This window comes from Pseudomonas frederiksbergensis, assembly GCF_003732665.1.
Lineage (GTDB): Bacteria > Pseudomonadota > Gammaproteobacteria > Pseudomonadales > Pseudomonadaceae > Aquipseudomonas > Aquipseudomonas frederiksbergensis_G.
This window is the reverse complement of record NZ_MOBP01000017.1, coordinates 85563-108430: the sequence shown is the minus strand read 5'-3', so window position 1 is coordinate 108430 and position 22868 is coordinate 85563. Positions and strand designations below refer to the sequence as shown.

Here is a 22868-nt window from a genome sequence, read left to right as displayed (position 1 = left end):
CTCGTTAAACCAGGTAGTCGCTCAAGGCTTCTTGAACGCACGGCGAATCGAGCAGCGAACTGCTGCGGAAAAACCGCACGATGTTGGCGACCAACGGGTGATGGCGATTGATCGGGAAGGCCAGCCCCGACACTTCGCTCTTGAGTGCCCGGCGTGCGGCGTCGCTGACCTGCAAGGACTCGATCAGGCGGAAGTCGAAGGACTTCTGGATGTCATTGGTCAGGTAGTGGCTGATGAACACCGGCAAGATCCGGGCGATGCATTGGCGATCGGCTTCACTCGCGGTGTGCCAGTAGATGCGCACCAACCGCGACCAGAATCCGGAATGGCGACCCTCGTCCAGCAGGTGATCGGCCATCAGGCCCTTGATCGATTGCTTGACCGTGTCGTCCTTGGCGAACGCCGCGACATCGCCTGTCACAGTGTTCTCGGCGATGGCCACGCAGATCAGCTCCACGGCGCTGCGCAGGTGTTCCGGGGCCAGCTCCACGGCAGCGGGGATCGCCCGGCTCAGTTCGATTTCATCCGGCAATTCGATGGGCGTGATGCCGGTCATCGCCACGGTCTGCTGCATGAAATCCATCGCCACCAGGGCGTGGTAATCCTCGTCCACCACCACGGTCATGGCGTCGTAGCGGCAGGCAAACGGGAAGGCCACGGCGAAGCGATTCTTGGCGATGCTGCGGGCGGTCTTGTCGACGATCTCGGTTTCGAAAATCACCACGTCGTTGATGAATTTGTAGAGCGTCTGCACCAGGGCGAAGTCCCGTTGTTCCGGGCATTCACGCAGGAAGGTTTCGCTCAGTACCAAGGGTTGGCGGCTCAACGGGTAGATCAGCTTGTCGTCATTTTCAAGCACGCGCCGGGGGCGGGTGCGAATGGTTGCGCGGCTTTCCCAGGCGTCGGCGAAGGATTGGTAGTCGGCGGCGTTCATGCGTTCACCTCGGCGACCGGTTCGCTCATGCTCTGGCGCAAGCCATCCCACAGGGCGATGCGACTTTCCACGGCGGCAATGGCGCTGGCGTAGACATCTTCTTCGCGCTGCGGATCGCCATCGACCAGGCGTGAGAGGAGTTTCTCGGCAGCCGGGCCGTGGTCTTCGGAGTCGACTTCAATGTGGCGTTCCAGGTAGTACCGGAAGGTCGGCGCCTGTTCGATACCGATGCCCCAGTCGTCGAGGATCCGCTGGAACATCTGCGGGATCACACTCTCGCGGCCATGCAGGAACGCGGCGGCAACACTGTGCCCCGGCGCATGCAGCGCGGTGTGCAAGGTATGGCGCACGAACTGCGCGGCGGCGGGGTCGACGTCCACACTTTGCAGCGCCACGTCGTAGCTCACGCCTTCTTTTTGCAGCGCGACGAAGCGTTCCACGGCCGCGGTACTCGCGCCGATTTCACGCATCGCATCCAGGTACAACTCGAAATGGCTGTAATGACCCCCGGTGGGCCGATCATCAGACTCTTCACCCAGCACAATTTCGTTGATCAGCCGCGCCGCCTGCGGGTCTCGCGGTGGCAGCCAGGGCAACTGCACACAGGTCAGTTCCTGCTGCAGACGCTTGGTCAGCGACATGAAATCCCACACTGCAAATACATGGGTTTCCATGAAGCGCTGCAGGATCGACAACGAATGTATTTCACCAAAGATAGGGTGAGCACTAAGTTCTGCTTTCTTTTGATTGAGACGGTCTTTAGTCGGTTTCATGAACGAGCCTATAAGTAGTCTGGAATACCATGGGAGGGTGTAATCAATAAGCGATAGTGAGTTGAAGTTTTCTGTTGGCGAGCGCAGGCCTCAAATGAATTGATGTGTATGAATCTTGAAACAGCCTCTGTAAGCCCTACTGGATATGGGTTTGTCTTGGATCCAATAGCGACGGGGAAAAACTAATACATGGATAAAGTTCACGGCAAGTGTTTTTTATATTATTTGCAAGTTTAACTTTCTCGGGCGCGACAAGTTCCAATAAAACTTTCAAAGTTGGTTTTATTTGGATGAAGTTGCTCCTTCCGGCTTATATAAGTCAGAATCGAATAAGAGAGTGAATGCCTCACTCGTAGCAACTTTCTAACTGCAATCGTTGGTGTCATCTGAGGGGGGAAGTTGGCCGGGAGTACGCCATTTACTTCCGTTCCCGTGGCAAGACTCCTTCCGTAGGTTCTTGGTGCGTTGACTGCGCCCAGGCGGCGGCGCGTCATCCGTCATAGTTGGGTTGGCAGGTTCAAGAGTGAGCGTAAACGGCGGCAGCCGCTATCGTTGGTGCGTCATTCGTCGGCTGCAATTATTGGGCTTGAGGGGGGAGTTAAAGGAAGGGTCAAGACAGACAGTAGCGGTTTCGCTCTACCGAACCGGCCGGAGCGCAGGGGGGATTTGTAAGAAGATTATTCGACGAGTAACGGGGCGGGATCAGCAGGAAGTGGCGACACGTGCAGGCGAGCACATTGAATGTGCTCGCGCTTGCCTGGGGACGGTTACTTAGAGGCCTTCTTGCCTTGGGTGGTGGAGCTGTCGAGATAACGGGTGATGACCTCGACGCCGCGGTTGAGGTGATGCTCAAGCAGTTTGATCGAACGCTCGATGTCCCGCACTTCAACGGCGCGCAGCAGGTCCCGGTGATCTTCCTGGGACAACTTGCCCAGGCCCATCGCCTCAAGGTTGAAGCGCAGGAAGCGTTCTTCTTCGTTCAACCCGTCTTCAACCAGCCGCAACAACCGACGATTAGGCGCTTTACTGTACAACGTCATATGGAACAGGCGATTGAGTCGGCCGATCTCGTTGTAGTTGTGCTCGGTTTCCAATTCCTCGATATAGCGGGCGGCCAAGTCGAAATCGGCGGCGTCAAGCAAGGGAATCGAGCGGCGCAAGGCTTCGGATTCCAGCAGGATCCGCAACTCATAGGTTTCTGTCGCATCGCCCTGGACCAGTGGCGCAACTACGGCGCCTTTGTGGGCGATGACATTGAGCAGCGCTTGCGCTTCGAGTTGGCGCAGCGCTTCGCGCACCGGCATGCGGCTGACACCGAACAGGTCCGCCAGGTCTTGTTGGCGCAGGGCGGTGCCGCACGGGATGCGTCCGTCGAGAATGGCCGAGCGCAGGGTTTCTTCAATAACCGAGCGCGCCAGGTGAGCGGGTATCGGCCCGTTGACCTTGATACTGTTTAGCGGATTGGGCTTCTGTGTCACTACTACGCACCCTGAATGAAGTTGTTTTTGGATCCAAATGGACACTAGTGACTGTTATACAGGTTGTCAAACCTTGTAAAAGACCGGTAGCGGTCTTTTTTACGACTACCCACATACCAAGTTTAGCGTGGCGGCAGTGATTGCATCGTGCCATTGTCTTTTAGCGGGCTAACCCTCACCATCAGCCGAATTCCACCTGCTTACCCTGGATGCCTCGCATTGGCGGTACGTTTCGCAATCCCCCGGATGATGCGCTGGCTAGGCTGCGCGCTGCTGCTGGCCGGCGTCATGCTGGGCGGGTTGCATGCCGATTGGGATTTTTCCCTGATCAGCCGTCGCGCCCAGGCCATTTACGGGCCGTTGGGCGAGGGGCAGCAACGCATCGATGCGTGGCAGCGCCTCCTGGCTACCCAAAAACAGGTCGGCGAGATGGAAAAGCTCAACGTGGTGAACCAGTTCTTCAACAAACAGATGCGCTACGAAGAAGACATCGACCTGTGGCACGAAGTCGATTATTGGGAAACCCCGATCGAAGCCCTGTGGAAAGGCGCCGGCGACTGCGAAGACTACGCCATCGCCAAGTATTTCAGCCTGCGCCATCTCGGGGTTTCCAGTGACAAGCTACGCATCACCTACGTCAAGGCATTGCGCCTGAACCGCGCACACATGGTGTTGACCTACTATTCCACACCCGAAGCCATGCCGCTGGTGCTCGACAGCCTGATCAACGAGATCAAGCCCGCCAGCCAACGAACCGATTTGCTGCCGGTCTACTCTTTCAATGCCGAAGGCTTGTACCTGCCCGGCGCCAAGGGCAACAAGAAAGTCGGTGACACCAAGCGCCTGTCCCGGTGGCAGGATGTGTTGAAGAAAATGCAGGCCGAAGGATTTCCGGTCGAGACGACTAACTAGGAGCACGCGCTCAGATGTCTTTGTTCAAACAGCTGTTGATCGCTATCTGCCTGTTCCTTGTGGTCGCCTTCACCGGCAGCTTCATGGTCAGCCTGGAGAGCTCGCGCACCCAGTACGTCAACCAGTTGCGCTCCCACGCCCAGGACGCCGCCACGGCGCTGGCGCTGTCCTTGACGCCGAATATCGACGACCCGGCGATGGTCGAGTTGCTGGTCAGCTCGATCTTCGACAGCGGCTACTACGCGAGCATCCGCGTGGTCGATCTCAAGACCGACCAGACCATCGTCGAACGCAGCGGCATTCCGGCGGTGAACAACGTGCCGGACTGGTTCGTCAAACTCATCGGCCTGGAGCCGGCCGGTGGTGATGCCCTGGTCAGCCGTGGCTGGGAGCAGGCTGCGCGGGTCGAGGTGGTCAGCCACCCGATGTTTGCCCTGGCCAAGTTGTGGCAGAGCGCACTCGGGAGTTTGGGCTGGCTGCTGATCTGCGGCGCAGTGAGTGCAGTGCTGGGCGCGTTGCTGCTGCGTCGTCAATTGAAGCCGCTGGACTACATGGTCCAGCAATCCCACGCCATTGCCCGCCGTGAATTCCTCAGCTTGCCGCAACTGCCGCGCACACCTGAACTGCGTCGGGTGGTGCAGGCGATGAACCAGATGGTCGAGAAGCTCAAGGCGCTGTTTCAGGAACAGGCCGAGCGCAGTGAAAAACTGCGGGTCGAGTCTTATCAGGACAACCTCACCGGCCTCGCCAACCGGCGCTATTTCGAAATGCAATTGAACGCCCGGGTGAGCAACCCGGAGCAGGCCAGTTCCGGTTATCTGCTGCTGTTGCGGGTCAAGGACCTGGCCGGTTTGAACCAGCGCCTGGGCGGTCAGCGCACCGATGAGTTGCTCAAAGCGGTGGGCGAGCAGTTGTCCCGCGAGTGCGCCAAATACCCGGAAACCCAGAACCTCGTCACGCGGATTCGCGGTGGTGAATTCGCCGTGCTGGCGCCTGGATTGGTACGCGAAGAAGCGCTGCAACTGGCACAGAACCTCGACAGCGCCCTGGCCAGTTTGCACGCGACCGGCGCCACCGACGTGGCCTCGGTGGCGTCCATCGGGCTCGCACCCTTTGTTCATGGCGACTCGCCGCAAGCGGTGCTGGGCCTGGCAGACCAAGCGCTGGCGCAGGCCGAGGGCCAGGGCGAATCGAGCTGGGCGTGCCTGGATCACAGCGCTTCGGCCAATGTCGGCGACGACCATCATGCCTGGCATAACTTGCTGGATGAGGCGCTTAATCAGCAGCGCTTCGAGTTGTACTTCCAACCGGTGGTGGCGGCACAGGACACCACGCTGGTGCTGCATTACAAGGTGTTGTCGCGCTTGATCGATGATCAGGGCCAGACCATCCCCGCCGGACGCTTCCTGCCGTGGCTGGAGCGCTTTGGCTGGACGGCGCGGCTGGATCGCCTGATGTTGGAGCTGGTGCTCGAGCAAATGGCCGAGCATGAAGAATCCCTGGCGTTGAACCTGTCTTCGGCGACCCTGGCGGATCCGCAGGCGTTGAATAGAGTCTTCGAAATTTTGCGTCAGCATTCGAACCTGGGTGAGCGATTGACCCTGGAGATTGGCGAAGAGCAATTGCCCGAACAAGCAGTGTTGGAGCAGTTGACCCGGCGTCTGCGCGAGCTCGGCTTCTCCCTGAGCCTGCAACGGTTTGGCGGGCGGTTCAGCATGATCGGCAACCTGGCGCGGCTCGGGTTGGCGTATTTGAAGATCGATGGCAGCTACATCCGGGCAATTGACCAGGAGAGCGACAAGCGTCTGTTTATCGAGGCCATTCAACGGGCGGCGCACAGCATTGATTTGCCGTTGATTGCCGAACGGGTCGAGACCGAGGGTGAGTTGTCGGTGATTCGCGAGATGGGGTTGTATGGGGTTCAGGGCCAGTTGTTTGGTGAGCCCAAGCCCTGGAAGTAATGTTTTAGATTAGGGCTGTCTGTGAGTCCGTCTTCGCGAGCAAGCCCGCTCCCACAGGGGAACGCATTCCAATGTGGGAGCGGGCTTGCTCGCGAAGACGTCAGTACAGACAACGCCAAAAGCAGGGGAAGTTAGATCAACCCCGTCTCATCATCATCGATCAAATGACTCAACCCGCCCAACGCTTCCCGGGCCTGGGTCCGGTCCATCAGTTTGGCCTGGGCGGCGGCCGGCAGGTCGGTGACGCGAATCACGCCTTTGCTGGTCAACACCTGGATCAAGTCGTCGAGTACCCGGATCATTTCCAGGTCGCTCTGCTTGAGCTGCTTGAGGCTGGTTTCCATCACTTCGTTGGCGTACCAGGCTTGAATCTCGTGATTGTCGGCCGGCAGTGTTTCCGTGGCCTCGGCGTAGGCCGCGGCTTCCACGCGCACCAATTGGCCTTGCGCATCGCGTTGCACGTAAAACATTGAGCATCCCTCAGAAATGGACCAGCGTCATGCTGTCAGCAGCATAGGCCAACTGGTGGCGAGTATGCGGTGCGGAGACGAAATCGTCACCGGTGACATAAGCGCAAACGTGACGGCCGCCCCATAAGGGCGGCCGTTTTACGTTGGATCAGCTGTTGTTGTGGTCGACTTTGATGGTCGGGTCACTGCCGGCAATCAACGAGTGAAGGTTGGCGGTGGACCAGTTGTTGCCTTCCAGTTTGATCGTCACATCCGGCGTTGCCGCGGCGGTATCCGCCGAGTTGAACTTGCCGGCGGAGCTGACCTGCAACGAAGACACGCCATCGACGGTGGTGATCTTCAGGAAGTTGTCGATGGTGCTGCCGGTTTCGCCCTGCAACAAATCGCGCAGGTCGATGCGGTCACCTTCGCTGGCTTTGAAGTCCTTGATCACGTCGCTGCCGGTATCGCCCGCCTTCCACACAAAGGTGTCGGCACCCGAGCCGCCAATCAGGATGTCGTTGCCCGAACCGCCCATCAGCGTGTCGTTACCGGTGCCACCGAGCAGGATGTCATTGCCCTTGCCGCCATCGAGCGTGTCATTACCGCCGGAGCCGAACAGGATGTCATTGCCTGCGCCACCCAGCAGAGTGTCGTTGCCGTCGTGGGCGCCGGACACGTCGAACGCTGTGTAGTGCTCGGTGATGAACTGGTGCACGTTGCTGGTGGTGACTTTGCTGACGTCCACGCCGGTCTGCTGGGCGACGAACGCCTGCATGGCCTGGTAGCCCTCGCCGGCGATGCCGTTGAAGCTCACCAGGTCGCCGAACAGGATGTCATTGCCGTTACCGCCGCTGACCGTGTCGGAACCTGGCAGCGTCGCTTCGGTGTGACCGATGATCGAGTTGGCCAAGTCGTTCGGGTTGATGTTGGTTTGCGGCGTTTTGTCCGAGTCGTATGGTTTGAGGTCGCTGAGCGTTACGTCGCTGTTCAGGCCGATGGCTTCGACGTTCGACAGGTTGCCCAGCAGCGCAAAGGCGCTGTTGGCGTTGTCGGTGGTAGTCGACGTGGTGCTGCTGCCGCTGCCCGCCAGGGCCGACAACTCGTAGGTGCCATCGCCCTGGGCGTGCAACGTGCCCGGGGTCGTGTACGACCAATTGCCGCCGGACTTGGTCCAGACCGTCACCGCACCCGAAGCGCTAATGTCGATCTGGTGAGTGGAGTCCGGGACCAGGCTGACGGCTTTGCCCAACTGGTAATTGGTGGTGTTAATCACGCTGTCCAGTTTGACGCTGCCGTACAGGTTCGGGTTGGTCTGCTCGCCGCTCTGGTAGTAGGTCGGCTTGCCGTCGGTGATGAAGTACGTGAGGTTCTTCGCCCCGGTGTTGGCCACCGCATCCGTGCTCTGGAACCAGTTGGCCGTGGTCTTGAACACGTCCTCGTAGTTGGTGCCGCCGCCGGACGACATCGAGTCCAGGACTGCCTTGAGCGAGGCCAGCGCGTTCGGGTCGTTCAGGTTGACCGACACCGACTTGTTGACCTGGGTATCGAAGTCCACCAGGAAGATGTTCACGGTGCCCGAGTTGCCGCCCATGCTCTGCTTGAGGGTGTTGAACACCGACGTCAGCGAGTCCTTGGCGGCGCTGATCGACGACGCGCTCATGCTGCCCGAACTGTCGACCATGAAGGCGATGTTGTAGTTGGTGCCCGGCACCACGGTCAGGCCGCCGATGTCGGCGATCATGATGTCGTTGCCGTCGGTGCCACTGATGGTGTCACTGGCTGCGGTGGCGGTGATCGCGTTGTACGTCGCCGGGTAAACGGTGACCGGGATCTGCGCCGTGGTGATCGCCGAACCGCCCAAGGCCTCGGTGGAGGTCGAGGTCACGGTCAGGTTGAACTGGCCGTTGTAGTAGGTCGGCGGGGTCACGGTCAGGGTGCCGAGGTTCCAGCCAGTGACGTTGGCTTCGCTGGAAGTCGCGGTGGCGGTGAAGGTGTGACCGGCGCCATCGGTGAGCACGGAGCCCGCCGGGATGCCGCCGATTTTCACGCTCAGGCTTTCGGAGCCGTCGGTGTCGGTCAGGGCCGTGTTGATCGCGGACAAGTGAACGCTGGTGCCTTCGAAACCGGTGTTGAGTTTGTAGCCGTCGTAGTAACCCTCACCGTTGGTGCCGTGCAGGTCGGAGACAGTCACGCCGGACGCGGCGAGATCGGCCACGCCGGTGTACAGCGGCACGCCGGTGCTGCTCAGGTCGACCGGGGTTGCGCCGTTGACCGACAGGTTGACGTCATAGCTGCCCGGGCCACTCTGGTTGTGGTGGTAGATGTCCAGGGTGTAGTAACCGCTGGCGGTCGGGGTGATCGAACCGCTCAAGTTGCCGCCCGCGCCCCACAGGGCCGACGCAACGTTCTTGCCGCCGACGGTCACCAAAAGGCTGTCATCGCCCGAACCGCTGAAGGTGTAGGTCTTGCCGGCTTCGAGGTAAATCAGGCCGGATGTTTTCGAGGCTGTACCTGCCGCGACGCTGCCGTCGGACTGCACGTTGGTCACGTTGGTGCTGGAGTTCGGCGTGCCTGCCGCGTCGATCACCGACTTGAGCGTGCCTGTCGGCGCGCCGCTGCCGTCGGTGCCAAGGCCCGACAGACCGGTCCACACTTCCTTGATCAGCCCGGTGGATTTGACGCTGTTGTCCGCAATGGTCAGGGACGGTGCATCGGCCACTGGTGTGATGTCGATTTTCACCGTGCCGGTGTTGCCCAGCAGTTGACCATCGGTTGGCTGGAACTTGATCTGCGCGTAATCCGCCTGGTTGTTGCCCACGCCGGTGCCGCCGTAGCCGTTGGTGCCGGATTCGTTGGCGTCCGGGGTGAAGCGCAGCTTGCCGGCGTCGATGTCAGCCTTGGTGAAGGTCTGGTTGTTGGTGACGTCGGTCCAGGTCGAACCGTTCAGGTACTGCAACTTGCCTTCGCCCGGCAGGCCGGTGATTTTCACGCCCAGATTGGCGGCCGGGCTGTCGACATCGCTGACGCCGAAGGTCGACCAGCCGAGGATCAGCGGGGTGTCTTCGGTGCCGGTGACGTTAACCGGTGCAGCGGTCGGCGCGTCGTTCACGGCCACCACGTTGACGGTGGTGGTCGCGACGTTGGAGTAGTTGCCGCCATCGGTCACGGTCACGGTGATGATCCGCGGTACGGTGCTCGGGTCTTCGCTGTTGTTGGTGAAGCTGATGTTCTTGATCGCCTGCATGTAGTCGGCCAGCGTCGCGTTACCCGACAGGGTCAGCGTGACGGTGCCGTTGGTGCTGTTGGCATTTATGGTGATGCCGTTGACGCTGTTGCCCAGGTTCAGCGCATCGCCGTCCTGACGGTTGGTCAGTACAACAGTGGCGCCGGTCAGCATGGTGCTGTCCGGGTCGGTGATCTTCAGGTCGGTGTCGGCAATCGACACACCCGCGCCCGGGGTGTTTTCGGTGAAGGTCACGTTGTAGTTGGCACCGGTGGCGCCGCTGGAATTGTTGGCATCCAGGTCGATGACCGGCGGCGCATCGTTGTCGATGATCGAGGTGCTGACGCTGCCATTGGTGGTGCTGATCGCCAGGTTCTCGAAGTTGCCGCCCGTGGCCGAGTCGATCTTGACCACGAAGTTCTCGGTGCCTTCGGTGATCTTGTCGTCAATGGTCGCCACGTTGAAGCTGGCGCTGCTGGCGCCGGCCGGGATCTTCACGGTGTAAACACCGGTGAAGTCCGAACCGTCGGCGGCGGTGCCGCTGTAGACGATTTTCAGCGTCACATCGGTTTGCGCCGGGTGCGTCAGGCTGACGGTGTAGCTGGCGGTCTGGCCTTCAGTCACCGAAGTGCTGCCGGTGATGCTGACTTGGGTGGTGTCGATGGTGTCGGTGACGTTGGTCACGGCTGGTGCGGTGTTGGTGGCCAGGTTCTCGAAGCCGCCGCCGGTGGCGTTGGTGATCGTCGCCTGAACGGTGCCCGCGTCTTTGTAGACGTCATCAGCCGGAGCCGGGATGGTCACGGTGCCCGTGGTTTTGCCCGCGTCGATGGTGATTACCGAACCGTTGCTCAGGGTTACGGTCACTGGCGTGCCAGCGGCGTTGGTCAGGGTCGCGGTGTAGGTGATCTGGCCACCTTCCGCTACAGAACCGGTGGCGCTCAACGACAGGTTAGTGGTGTCGACGGTGTCGGTCACGGTAGTGCTGACCGGGGTTTTGTCGGCTACGAGGTTCTCGTAGTTGCCGCCGGTCACGTTGGTGATCGAGTTGGTCAATGGTGCGTGGCCGGTGAGCACGTCGTTCGGCGCGAGGGTGGTGACGGTGCCGGTGGTCTTGCCGATGTCGATGGTGATCGTCTGACCATTGGCCAACGAAACGGTGACTGGGCTGCCGGTTACTGGCTGGCCGACGGTCGCGGTGTAGGTGACGGTGCCACCTTCGGCAGCGGTGTTGGTCGCGGTCAGTTTGACGGTCGAGGTGTCGATGGTGTCGGTGACGTTGGTCACGGCCGGAGCAGTGCTTGGCACCAGGCTTTCGAAGTTGCCACCCGTCGCGGTCTTGATGGTTGCCTGAACGGTGCCGGCGTCTTTGTAGACGTCATCGGCTGGAGCAGCGACGGTTACGTTGCCGCTGGTAGCGCCGGCGGCGATGGTAATCACCGCGCCGTTCGACAAGGTTACGGTCACTGGCGAGCCAGCGGCGTTGGTCAGCGTGGCGGTGTAAGTGATCTGGCCACCCTCGGCCACCGAGTTGGTAGCACTCAGCGACAGGTTGGTGGTGTCGACGGTGTCGGTCACGGTGGTGCTGACCGGGGTTTTGTCGGCTACGAGATTCTCGTAGTTGCCGCCGGTCACGTTGGTGATCGAGTTGGTCAATGGTGCATGACCGGTCAACACATCGTTCGGCGCGACAGCGGTCACGGTTCCGGTGGTCTTGCCGATGTCGATGGTGATCGTCTGACCATTGGCCAACGACACGGTGACCGGGCTGCCGGTTACTGGCTGGCCGACGGTCGCGGTGTAGGTGACGGTGCCACCTTCAGCCGCGGTGCCGGTTGCGCTCAGTTTGACCGTCGAGGTGTCGATGGTGTCGGTGACATTGGTCACGGCTGGAACAGTGCTTGGCACCAGGCTTTCGAAGTTGCCACCGGTTGCAGTGGAAATCGTCGCTTCGACTTTGCCAGCGTCTTTATAGACGTCATCAGCCGGGGCCGGGATGGTCACGGTGCCAGTGGTTTTACCGGCGTCAATGGTGATCACCGAGCCGTTGCTCAGAGTCACGGTCACTGGCGAACCAGCGGCGTTGGTCAATGTCGCGGTGTAGGTGATCTGGCCACCTTCTGCTACCGAGCCAGTGGCGCTCAACGACAGGTTGGTGGTGTCGACGGTGTCGGTCACGGTGGTGCTGACCGGGGTTTTGTCGGCAACGAGGTTCTCGTAGTTACCGCCAGTGACGTTGGTGATCGAGTTGGTCAATGGCGCATGACCAGTGAGCACATCGTTCGGCGCGAGGGTAGTGACGGTGCCGGTGGTTTTACCGATATCGATGGTGATCGTCTGACCATTGGCCAACGACACGGTGACCGGGCTGCCAGTGACTGGCTGGCCGACGGTCGCGGTGTAGGTGACCGTTCCACCTTCAGCAGCGGTGCCGGTCGCGGTCAGTTTGACGGTCGAGGTGTCGATGGTGTCGGTGACGTTGGTCACGGCCGGAGCAGTGCTCGGCACCAGGCTTTCGAAGTTGCCACCGGTAGCGGTTTTGATCGTGGCCTGAACGGTGCCCGCGTCTTTGTAGACGTCATCGGCTGGAGCGGCGACGGTTACGTTGCCGCTGGTAGCGCCGGCGGCGATGGTAATCACCGCACCGTTCGACAAGGTCACAGTGACCGGAGAGCCGGCAGCGTTGGTCAATGTCGCGGTGTAGACGATGGAGCCACCCTCTGCGACCGAGCCAGTTGCGCTCAAGGACAGGTTAGTGGTGTCAACCGTGTCGGTCACGGTGGTGCTGACCGGCGTTTTATCGGCCACGAGGTTTTCGTAGTTGCCGCCAGTGACGTTGGTGATCGAGTTGGTCAGCGGCGCGTGACCAGTCAGCACATCGTTCGGCGCGACAGCGGTCACGGTTCCGGTGGTTTTGCCGATGTCGATGGTGATCGTCTGGCCGTTGGCCAACGACACGGTGACCGGGCTGCCAGTGACTGGCTGGCCGACAGTCGCAGTGTAGGTGACGGTGCCACCTTCAGCAGCTGTGCCGGTTGCGGTCAGTTTGACCGTCGAGGTGTCGATGGTGTCGGTGACGTTGGTCACGGCTGGAACCGTGCTTGGCACCAGGCTTTCGAAGTTGCCACCGGTTGCAGTGGAAATCGTCGCTTCGACTTTGCCAGCGTCTTTGTAGACGTCATCAGCCGGAGCCGGGATGGTCACGGTGCCGGTGGTTTTGCCAGCGTCGATAGTGATCACCGAGCCGTTGCTGAGCGTCACGGTCACTGGCGATCCGGCCGCATTGGTCAATGTCGCGGTGTAGGTGATCTGGCCACCTTCTGCTACCGAGCCAGTGGCGCTCAACGACAGGTTGGTAGTGTCGACGGTGTCGGTCACGGTGGTGCTGACCGGGGTTTTGTCGGCTACGAGGTTCTCGTAGTTGCCGCCGGTTACGTTAGTGATCGAGTTGGTCAATGGTGCATGACCGGTCAACACATCGTTCGGCGCGACAGCGGTTACGGTGCCGGTGGTTTTGCCGATGTCGATGGTGATCGTCTGGCCGTTGGCCAACGATACGGTGACTGGGCTGCCGGTTACTGGCTGGCCGACGGTGGCGGTGTAGGTGACGGTGCCACCTTCGGCCGCTGTGCCGGTCGCGCTCAGTTTGACGGTGGAAGTGTCGATGGTGTCCGTGACGTTCGTGACCGCTGGAACAGTGCTTGGCACCAGGCTCTCGAAGTTGCCGCCGGTGGCAGTGGAAATCGTCGCTTCGACTTTGCCAGCATCTTTGTACACGTCATCAGCCGGAGCCGGGATGGTCACGGTGCCGGTGGTTTTGCCAGCGTCGATGGTGATCACCGAGCCATTGCTCAGGGTCACCGTCACAGGCGAACCGGCCGCGTTGGTCAGGGTCGCGGTGTAGGTGATCTGACCACCCTCGGCCACCGAGTTGGTAGCACTCAGCGACAGGTTGGTGGTATCGACGGTGTCGGTGACGGTCGTCGAAACCGGCGTCTTATCGGCAACCAGGTTTTCGTAGTTGCCGCCGGTCACGTTGGTGATCGAGTTGGTCAATGGTGCATGACCGGTGAGCACGTCGTTCGGCGCGACAGCGGTTACGGTGCCGGTGGTTTTGCCGATGTCGATGGTGATCGTCTGGCCGTTGGCCAACGACACGGTGACCGGGCTGCCAGTGACTGGCTGGCCGACAGTCGCGGTGTAGGTGACGGTGCCACCTTCAGCCGCGGTGCCGGTGGCGGTCAGTTTGACGGTCGAGGTGTCGATGGTGTCGGTGACATTGGTCACGGCTGGAACAGTGCTTGGCACCAGGCTTTCGAAGTTGCCACCGGTTGCAGTGGAAATCGTCGCTTCGACTTTGCCAGCGTCTTTATAGACGTCATCAGCCGGGGCCGGGATGGTCACGGTGCCAGTGGTTTTACCGGCGTCAATGGTGATCACCGAGCCGTTGCTCAGAGTCACGGTCACTGGCGAACCAGCGGCGTTGGTCAATGTCGCGGTGTAGGTGATCTGGCCACCTTCTGCTACCGAGCCAGTGGCGCTCAACGACAGGTTGGTGGTGTCGACGGTATCGGTCACGGTGGTGCTGACCGGCGTCTTATCGGCCACCAGGTTTTCGTAGTTGCCGCCGGTTACGTTGGTGATCGAGTTGGTCAGCGGCGCATGACCGGTCAACGCGTCATTTGGCGCGAGGGTGGTCACGGAGCCGGTGGTCTTGCCGATGTCGATGGTGATGTTCTGGCCGTTAGCCAGGGTTACGACAACTGGCGAACCGGTGACTGGCTGGCCAACGGTTGCGGTATAGGTGACCGTGCCGCCTTCAGCCGCAGAAGCATCAGCCTTCAGGGTAACGGTAGAAGTATCGATGGTATCGGTGACATTAGTCACCGCTGGAACCGTGCTCGGCACCAGGTTCTCGAAGTTGCCACCGGTGGCATCTTTGACAGTGACTTCAACCTTGCCAGCGTCTTTATAGACGTCATCAGCCGGAGCCGCGACGGTCACAGTGCCGGTGGTTTTGCCGGCCTCGATGGTGATGACGGCGCCGTTGCTCAGCGTGACGGTCACAGGCGTGCCGGCCGCATTGGTCAGGGTCGCGGTGTAAGTGATCTGGCCGCCTTCAGCTACGGTGTCGGTCGCCGTCAGCGACAGATTGGTGTTATCCACCGTGTCAGTGACGGTGGTCTTCGCCGGGTCGCCGTTGACGTCCAGTTTTTCGTAATTGCCGCCGGTCGCGTCCTTGATGGTGGTGCTCAGCGAGCCGCCGCCAGCCAGGGCATCGTTCGGCGCGACGAAATTGACCGTGCCGCTGCTTTTGCCGATGTCGATGGTAATGGTCTGGCCGTTGGACAGGGTCACGACGACCGGGGCGCCGGTCACTGGTGCGCTCACGGACGCGGTGTAGACGACGGTGCCGCCTTCAGCAACGGTCGACGTGGCGGTCAGCGACACGGTGCTGGTGTCGATGGTGTCGGTGACGCTGGTCACGGCAGCCGATGGGTCTTTGACCAGGTTTTCGAAGTTGCCGCCAGTAGCGTCCTTGATCGTGGCTTCGACTTTGCCGGCGTCTTTGTAGACGTCATCGGCTGGAGCAGCGACGGTTACGTTACCGCTGGTGGCGCCAGCCGCGATGAGGATGACGGCGCCGTTGCTCAGGGTTACGGAGACCGGAGTGCCGGCAGCGTTGGTCAGGGTCGCGGTGTAGACAATCGAACCGCCTTCAGCCACGGAGTCAGTCGCGCTCAGGCTGACAGTGGTGGTGTCCGGCGTGTCGGTGACGGTGGTGCTGACCGGCGTTTTGTCCGCTACGAGGTTTTCGTAGTTACCGCCGCTCACGTCCTTGATCGAGTTGCTCAGCGGCTCGTGGCCGGTCAGCGCATCGTTCGGCGCAACGGCGTTGACGGTGCCGCTGGTTTTGCCGATGTCGATGGTGATCGTCTGACCGTTGGCCAGGGTCACAACCACTGGCGAACCAGTGACTGGCTGGCCGACTGTGGCGGTGTAAACCACGGTGCCGCCTTCAGCGACGCTATCGGTGGCCGTCAGTTTGACGGTCGAAGTGTCGATGGTGTCGGCGACATTAGTCACCGCAGGCGTCGGGTCAGTGGCCAGGTTTTCGAAGTTGCCGCCGGTGGCTTCTTTTACGGTGACTTCGACTTTACCGGCGTCTTTATAAACGTCATCGGCCGGGGCCGCGACGGTGACAGAACCGCTGGTGGCGCCGGCAGCGATGGTGATCACCGCGCCGTTGCTCAGGGTGACGTTCACTGGCGTGCCAGCGGCGTTGGTCAGGTTGGCGGTGTAAACGATTGAGCCACCTTCAGCTACCGAGTCAGTCGCGCTCAGGCTTAGGGTCGTGGTGTCCGGGGTGTCGGTAACGGTGGTGCTGACCGGAGTTTTGTCAGCCACCAGGTTTTCGTAGTTGCCACCGCTCACATTGGTGATCGAGTTGATCAGCGGCTCGTGACCGGTCAGCGCATCGTTCGGTGCGACAGCGTTGACGGTGCCGCTGGTTTTACCGATGTCGATGGTGATCGTCTGGCCGTTGGCCAGGGTCACAACAACTGGCGAACCAGTGACTGGCTGGCCGACTGTGGCGGTGTAAACCACGGTGCCGCCTTCAGCGACGCTATCGGTGGCCGTCAGTTTGACGGTCGAAGTGTCGATGGTATCGGTGACATTAGTCACCGCTGGAACCGTGCTCGGCACCAGGTTCTCGAAATTGCCACCGGTAGCGGTGGAAATTGTCGCTTCAACTTTGCCGGCGTCCTTGTACACGTCATCAGCCGGAGCCGCGACGGTTACAGTGCCAGTGGTTTTGCCAGCGTCGATGGTGATGACAGCGCCATTCGACAGCGTCACGGTGACCGGAGTACCCGCTGCGTTAGTCAACGTCGCGGTGTAGGTGATCTGGCCACCTTCAGCCACGGAATCGGACGCGCTCAGCGACAGGTTGGTGGTGTCAGCGGTGTCAGTGACGGTGGTCGAAACCGGCGACTTGTCGGCCACCAGATTTTCGTAGTTACCGCCGCTCACGTCCTTGATCGAGTTGATCAATGGCTCGTGACCGGTCAGCGCATCGTTCGGTGCGACAGCGTTGACGGTGCCGCTGGTTTTACCGATGTCGATGGTGATCGTCTGGCCGTTGGCCAGGGTCACAACAACTGGGGAACCGGTGACTGGCTGGCCGACTGTGGCGGTGTAAACCACAGTGCCGCCTTCGGCCACGCTATCGGTCGCGGTCAGTTTGACGGTCGAAGTGTCGATGGTATCGGTGACATTAGTCACCGCTGGAACCGTGCTCGGCACCAGGTTCTCGAAATTGCCACCGGTAGCGGTGGAAATTGTCGCTTCAACTTTGCCGGCGTCCTTGTACACGTCATCAGCCGGAGCCGCGACGGTTACGGTGCCAGTGGTTTTACCCGCTTCAATGGTAATGACAGCGCCGTTCGACAAAGTCACGGTCACCGGAGTGCCGGCAGCGTTAGTCAACGTCGCGGTGTAGGTGATCTGACCACCTTCAGCCACGGAATCAGTCGCGCTCAGGCTCAGGGTCGTGGTGTCTGGCGTATCAGTTACCGATGTTTCAGCCGGTTTGCCGTCGACGTCCAGTTTCTCGTAGTTACCGCCCTTGGCATCGTCAATTTTGACGCTCAGGGAGCCGCCGCCCGCCAACGCATCGTTCGGCGCAACGAAGTTGACGCTGCCGCTGCTCGCGCCGACCGGGATGGTGATGGTCTGGCCGTTGGACAGGGTGACGACGACAGGCGCACCGGTCACCGGCGCGGTGACGGACGCGGTGTAAACCACGGTGCCGCCTTCGGCCACGGTCGAGGTCGCGGTCAGGTTGACCGTCGAGGTGTCGATGGTGTCGGTGACATTGGTCACGGCTGCCGTCGGATTGGTGGCCAGGGTTTCAAAGTTGCCGCCGCTGGCGTCCTTGATGGTCGCTTCGACTTTGCCGGCATCTTTGTAGACGTCATCGGCCGGGGCCGCGACGGTCACGGAACCACTGGTGGCGCCAGCGGCGATGAGAATAACCGCGCCGTTGCTCAGGGTCACGGTCACCGGAGTGCCGGCAGCGTTAGTCAGGGTGGCGGTGTAGACGATCGAGCCGCCCTCGGCCACGGTATCGGTCGCGCTCAGGCTCAGGGTGGTGGTGTCAGGCGTATCGCTGACGGCTGTGTCCGCAGGCTTGCCGTCCACTTCCAGTTTTTCGTAGTTGCCGCCGGTGGCGCCGTCGATCTTCACGCTCAGGGACGTGCCGCCCGCCAACGGGCTGTTTGGCGCGATGAAATTCACGCTACCGCTGGTTTCGCCCACCGGGATGGTGATGGTCTGACCGTTGGACAGGGTCACCACAACCGGTGCGCCGGTCACTGGAGCGGTGACGGACGCGGTGTAGACCACGGTTTCGCCTTCGGCGACGTTCGCGGTGGCGGTCAGCGATACGGTGCTGGTGTCGATGGTGTCATTGACGGTGGTGACCGCCGGGGTGTCGCTGCTGACCAGGTTCTCGAAATTGCCACCGGTTGCGCCTTTGATGGTCGCTTCAACGGTGCCGGCGTCTTTGTAGACGTCGTCTTTCGGTGCATCGACGGTCACGGTGCCGGTGGTTTTACCGGCGTCGATGGTGATCACGGCGCCGTTGCTCAGGGTGACGGTCACTGGCGTGCCGGCTGCATTGGTCAATGTCGCGGTGTAAGTGATCTGGCCGCCTTCGTCCACGGCGCCGGTCGCGGTCAGCGACAGGTTGGTGGTGTCGGCGGTATCGGTCACGGTGGTGCTGACCGGTGTTTTGTCAGCCACCAGGTTTTCGTAGTTGCCGCCGCTGACATTGGTGATCGAGTTGCTCAGGGGGGCATGACCGGTCAGCGCGTCGTTCGGGGCAACCGCATTGACGGTGCCGCTGCTTTTGCCGATGTCGATGGTGATGGTCTGACCGTTGGCCAGGCTCACGATAACCGGCGCGCCGGTTACTGGAGCGCCGACGGAAGCGGTGTAAACCACCGTGCCGCCTTCAGCCACGCTGCTGGTGGCGGTCAGGGTGACAGTCGAAGTGTCGATTGTGTCGGTGACGTTGGTCACCGCTGCAGCCGGGTCAGTGGCCAGGTTTTCGAAGTTGCCACCGGTGGCATCTTTGACGGTGACTTCAACTTTGCCAGCGTCTTTATAGACGTCATCGGCTGGGGCCGCGACGGTGACGTTGCCGCTGGTGGCGCCGGCAGCGATGGTGATCACGGCGCCGTTGCTCAGGGTCACGGTCACCGGAGTGCCGGCGGCATTAGTCAGGGTCGCGGTGTAGACAATCGAACCGCCTTCAGCGACCGAGTCAGTCGCGCTCAGGCTGAGGGTCGTGGTGTCTGGTGTGTCGGTGACTGAGGTGTCAGCCGGTTTGCCGTCGACGTCCAGTTTCTCGTAATTGCCGCCCTTGGCGTCGTCAATCTTGACGCTCAGGGAGCCGCCGCCCGCCAAGGCATCGTTCGGCGCAACGAAATTCACGCTGCCGCTGCTCGCGCCAACCGGGATGGTGATGGTCTGGCCATTGGACAGGGTGACGACGACAGGCGAATCGGTGACTGGCGCGCTGACGGATGCGGTGTAAACGACGGTGCCACCCTCGGCAACGGTCGACGTCGCGGTCAGCGAAACAGTGCTGGTATCGATGGTGTCGGTGACTTTGGTCACCGCTGGCGCCGGGTCGTTAACCAGGTTTTCGAAATTGCCACCGGTGGCATCTTTAATGGTCGTTTCGACTTTGCCGGCGTCTTTGTAGACGTCGTCTTTCGGTGCATCGACGGTCACGGAACCGCTGGTGGCACCGGCGGCGATGGTGATGACGGCGCCGTTGCTCAGGGTCACGGTCACTGGAGTGCCAGCGGCGTTGGTCAGACTGGCGGTGTAGACAATCGAACCACCTTCGGCCACGGAGTCCGTCGCGCTCAGGCTGAGGGTCGTGGTGTCCGGCGTGTCGGTAACGGTGGTGCTGACAGGTGTTTTGTCAGCGACCAGGTTTTCGTAGTTGCCACCGCTCACATTGGTGATCGAGTTGGTCAGCGGCTCGTGGCCGGTCAGCGCATCATTTGGCGCGACGGCGTTGACGGTGCCGCTGGTTTTGCCAATGTCGATGGTGATCGTCTGACCATTGGCCAGGGTCACGACGACCGGGGCGCCAGTTACTGGAGCGCCAACCGATGCGGTGTACACGACAGTGCCACCTTCGGCCACGCTGTCGGTGGCGGTCAGTTTGACGGTCGAGGTGTCGATGGTGTCGGCGACGTTGGTCACCGCTGGAACGGTGCTTGGCACCAGGTTCTCGAAGTTGCCACCGGTGGTGTTGGAAATGGTTGCTTCGACTTTACCGGCGTCCTTGTAGACGTCATCGGCCGGGGCGGCGACGGTGACGGTGCCAGTGGTTTTGCCAGCCTCGATGGTGATCACGGCGCCGTTCGACAAGGTCACGGTCACCGGAGTGCCGGCCGCATTGGTCAGGGTCGCGGTGTAAGTGATCTGGCCACCTTCAGCCACGGAGTCAGTCGCGCTCAGGCTGAGGTTCGTGGTGTCTGGGGTGTCGGTAACCGAGGTTTCAGCCGGTTTACCGTCAACGTCCAGCTTCTCGTAGTTGCCGCCCTTGGCGTCGTCGATCTTGACGCTCAGAGAACCGCCGCCCGCCAACGCATCGTTAGGCGCTACAAAGTTTACGGAACCGCTGCTCGCGCCGACCGGGATGGTGATGGTCTGGCCGTTGGACAGGGTGACAACCACGGGTTCGCCAGTGACCGGTGCAGAAACAGAAGCGGTGTAAACGACAGTGCCGCCTTCAGCCACGGTGCTGGTGGCCGTCAGGTTGACGGTCGAGGTGTCGACGGTATCTGTTACGTCGGTCACCGCTGGCGCTGGATTGGTGACCAGATTTTCGAAGTTGCCGCCTGCTGCATCCTTGACGGTCACTTCGACTTTGCCGGCGTCTTTATAGACGTCATCGGCCGGGGCGGCGACGGTCACGGAACCGCTGGTGGCGCCGGCGGCGATGGTGATCACCGCGCCGTTGCTCAGGGTCACGGTCACCGGAGTGCCAGCGGCGTTGGTCAGGTTGGCGGTGTAAACGATCGAGCCACCTTCAGCTACCGAGTCAGTCGCGCTCAGGCTGAGGGTCGTGGTGTCCGGAGTGTCGGTAACGGTGGTGCTGACCGGAGTTTTGTCAGCAACCAGGTTTTCGTAGTTGCCACCGCTCACATTGGTGATCGAGTTGGTCAGCGGCTCGTGGCCATTGAGCACGTCGTTCGGCGCAACAGCGTTGACGGTGCCGGAGCTTTTGCCGATGTCGATGGTGATGGTCTGACCGTTGGCCAGGGTCACGATAACCGGGGCGCCGGTGACTGGAGCGCCGACCGACGCGGTGTAAACCACGGTGCCGCCTTCAGCAACGGTCGAAGTCGCGGTCAGGGTCACGGTTGACGTGTCGATGGTGTCGGTGACGTTGGTTACCGCAGGCGCCGGGTCAGTGGCCAGGTTTTCGAAGTTGCCCCCGGTGGCGTCTTTTACGGTGACTTCGACTTTACCGGCGTCTTTATAAACGTCATCGGCCGGGGCGGCGACGGTCACGGAACCGCTGGTGGCGCCGGCGGCGATGGTGATTACCGCGCCGTTGCTCAGGGTGACGGTCACTGGCGTGCCAGCGGCGTTGGTCAGGTTAGCGGTGTAAACGATTGAACCGCCTTCAGCTACGGACTCGGTCGCGCTCAGGCTGAGGGTCGTGGTGTCTTTCGAGTCGGTGATGGTGGTCAGCGCCGGTTCGGTGCTTGGGGTCAGTTGCTCGAAATTACCGCCAGTGGTGCCCGTGATCGTGGTGCTGACGGTGCTGCCGTTGTTGTAGACGTCGTTCGCCGGGGTATCGACGATGACGCTGCCGGTGGTTTTGCCCGCTTCGATGGTAATGACCGAGCCATTGCTCAAGGTCACGGTCATCGGCGTGCCGGCCGGGTTGGTCAGGGTCGCGGTGTAGGTGATCTGGCCACCTTCGACCACGGTGCCGGTAGCGGTGAGGCTCAGGCCGGTGTTGTCGATCGAATCGGTAATGGTTGTAACTGCTGGTGCCGGGTTCGGCACCAGGTTTTCGAAGTTGCCGCCGGTTGTGCCGGTGATCGTGGTCGTGACGGTGCTGCCGTTCTGATAAACGTCATTGGCTGGCGTCGGAACGTCCACGCTGCCGGTGGTTTTACCGGCTTCGATGGTGATGGTCGAACCGTTGGACAAGGTGACGGTGACTGGCGTCTGCGCCGCATTGGTCAGGGTCGCGGTGTAAGTAATGACGCCGCCTTCGGTGACGGTGTTGCCCGCTGTCAGGGTGACGGTGGTGGTGTCGACCGAATCGGTAATGGTCGTCACGGCCGGCGTCGGGTTCGGGGTCAACTGTTCGAAGTTGCCGCCGGTTGTGCCGGTGATCGTGGTCGTGACGGTGCTGCCGTTCTGATAAACGTCATTGGCTGGCGTCGGAACGTCCACGCTGCCGGTGGTTTTGCCGGCTTCGATGGTGATGGTTGAGCCGTTGGACAGGGTGACCGTGACTGGCGTCTGCGCCGGGTTGGTCAAGGTCGCGGTGTAGGTAATGACGCCGCCTTCGGTGACGGTGTTGCCCGCGGTCAGGGTGACGGTGGTGGTGTCGACCGAATCGGTAATGGTCGTCACGGCCGGCGTCGGGTTCGGGGTCAACTGTTCGAAGTTGCCGCCGGTGGTGCCGGTGATCGTGGTCGTGACGGTGCTGCCGTTCTGATAGACGTCATTGGCTGGCGTCGGAACGTCCACGCTGCCGGTGGTCTTGCCGGCTTCGATGGTGATGGTCGAACCGTTGGACAGGGTGACCGTGACTGGCGTCTGCGCCGCATTGGTCAGGGTCGCGGTGTAGGTAATCACGCCGCCTTCGGTGACGGTGTTGCCCGCGGTCAGGGTGACGGTGGTGGTGTCGATCGAATCGGTAATGGTTGTAACTGCTGGCGCCGGGTTCGGCACCAGGTTTTCGAAGTTGCCGCCGGTTGCGCCGGTGATCGTGGTCGTGACGGTGCTGCCGTTCTGATAAACGTCATTGGCTGGCGTCGGAACGTCCACGCTGCCGGTGGTCTTGCCGGCTTCGATGGTGATG

Annotated in this window: 7 protein-coding genes; 2 read left to right on the top strand and 5 right to left on the bottom strand. The window is 61.2% G+C overall.

Going from position 1 to position 22868, the window contains the following annotated elements:
* Positions 1-4 precede the first annotated feature (4 nt).
* The 3 genes from BK665_RS26180 to BK665_RS26170 form a co-directional block, all read right to left on the bottom strand.
* Positions 5-934: a diiron oxygenase gene (locus BK665_RS26180; RefSeq protein ID WP_123409437.1), complete on the bottom strand. Its 930-nt coding sequence runs from the start codon at positions 932-934 to the stop codon at positions 5-7.
* Positions 931-1707, bottom strand: a complete 777-nt coding sequence (locus BK665_RS26175; RefSeq protein WP_123409436.1) for a DUF3050 domain-containing protein — start codon at positions 1705-1707, stop codon at positions 931-933. Before BK665_RS26175 ends, BK665_RS26180 begins: the two co-directional genes overlap by 4 nt.
* A gap of 767 nt (positions 1708-2474) precedes the next feature.
* Positions 2475-3185 (bottom strand): GntR family transcriptional regulator, encoded by a 711-nt coding sequence (locus tag BK665_RS26170; RefSeq protein ID WP_123409435.1) that lies wholly within the window; start codon positions 3183-3185, stop codon positions 2475-2477.
* A gap of 219 nt (positions 3186-3404) precedes the next feature.
* Here BK665_RS26170 and lapG point away from each other — a divergent pair, with 219 nt between their 5' ends.
* Positions 3405-4097 carry a cysteine protease LapG gene (gene lapG, locus BK665_RS26165; RefSeq protein ID WP_123409434.1) on the top strand — a complete coding sequence of 231 codons (693 nt, stop codon included), beginning with the start codon at positions 3405-3407 and terminating at the stop codon, positions 4095-4097.
* Between the two features lie 14 nt (positions 4098-4111).
* Entirely contained in the window at positions 4112-6058 is a 1947-nt protein-coding gene (gene lapD, locus BK665_RS26160) for a cyclic di-GMP receptor LapD (RefSeq protein ID WP_123409433.1), read from the top strand.
* A gap of 131 nt (positions 6059-6189) precedes the next feature.
* Here lapD and BK665_RS26155 read toward each other — a convergent pair whose 3' ends face one another.
* Together BK665_RS26155 and BK665_RS26150 are read right to left on the bottom strand one after the other, a co-directional pair.
* Positions 6190-6528 carry a hypothetical protein gene (locus BK665_RS26155; protein ID WP_054050336.1) on the bottom strand — a complete coding sequence of 113 codons (339 nt, stop codon included), beginning with the start codon at positions 6526-6528 and terminating at the stop codon, positions 6190-6192.
* Positions 6529-6676: 148 nt separating this feature from the next.
* Positions 6677-22868, bottom strand: a 16192-nt coding sequence (locus tag BK665_RS26150; protein WP_311198555.1) for an immunoglobulin-like domain-containing protein, incomplete at its 5' end; no start/stop codon positions are given.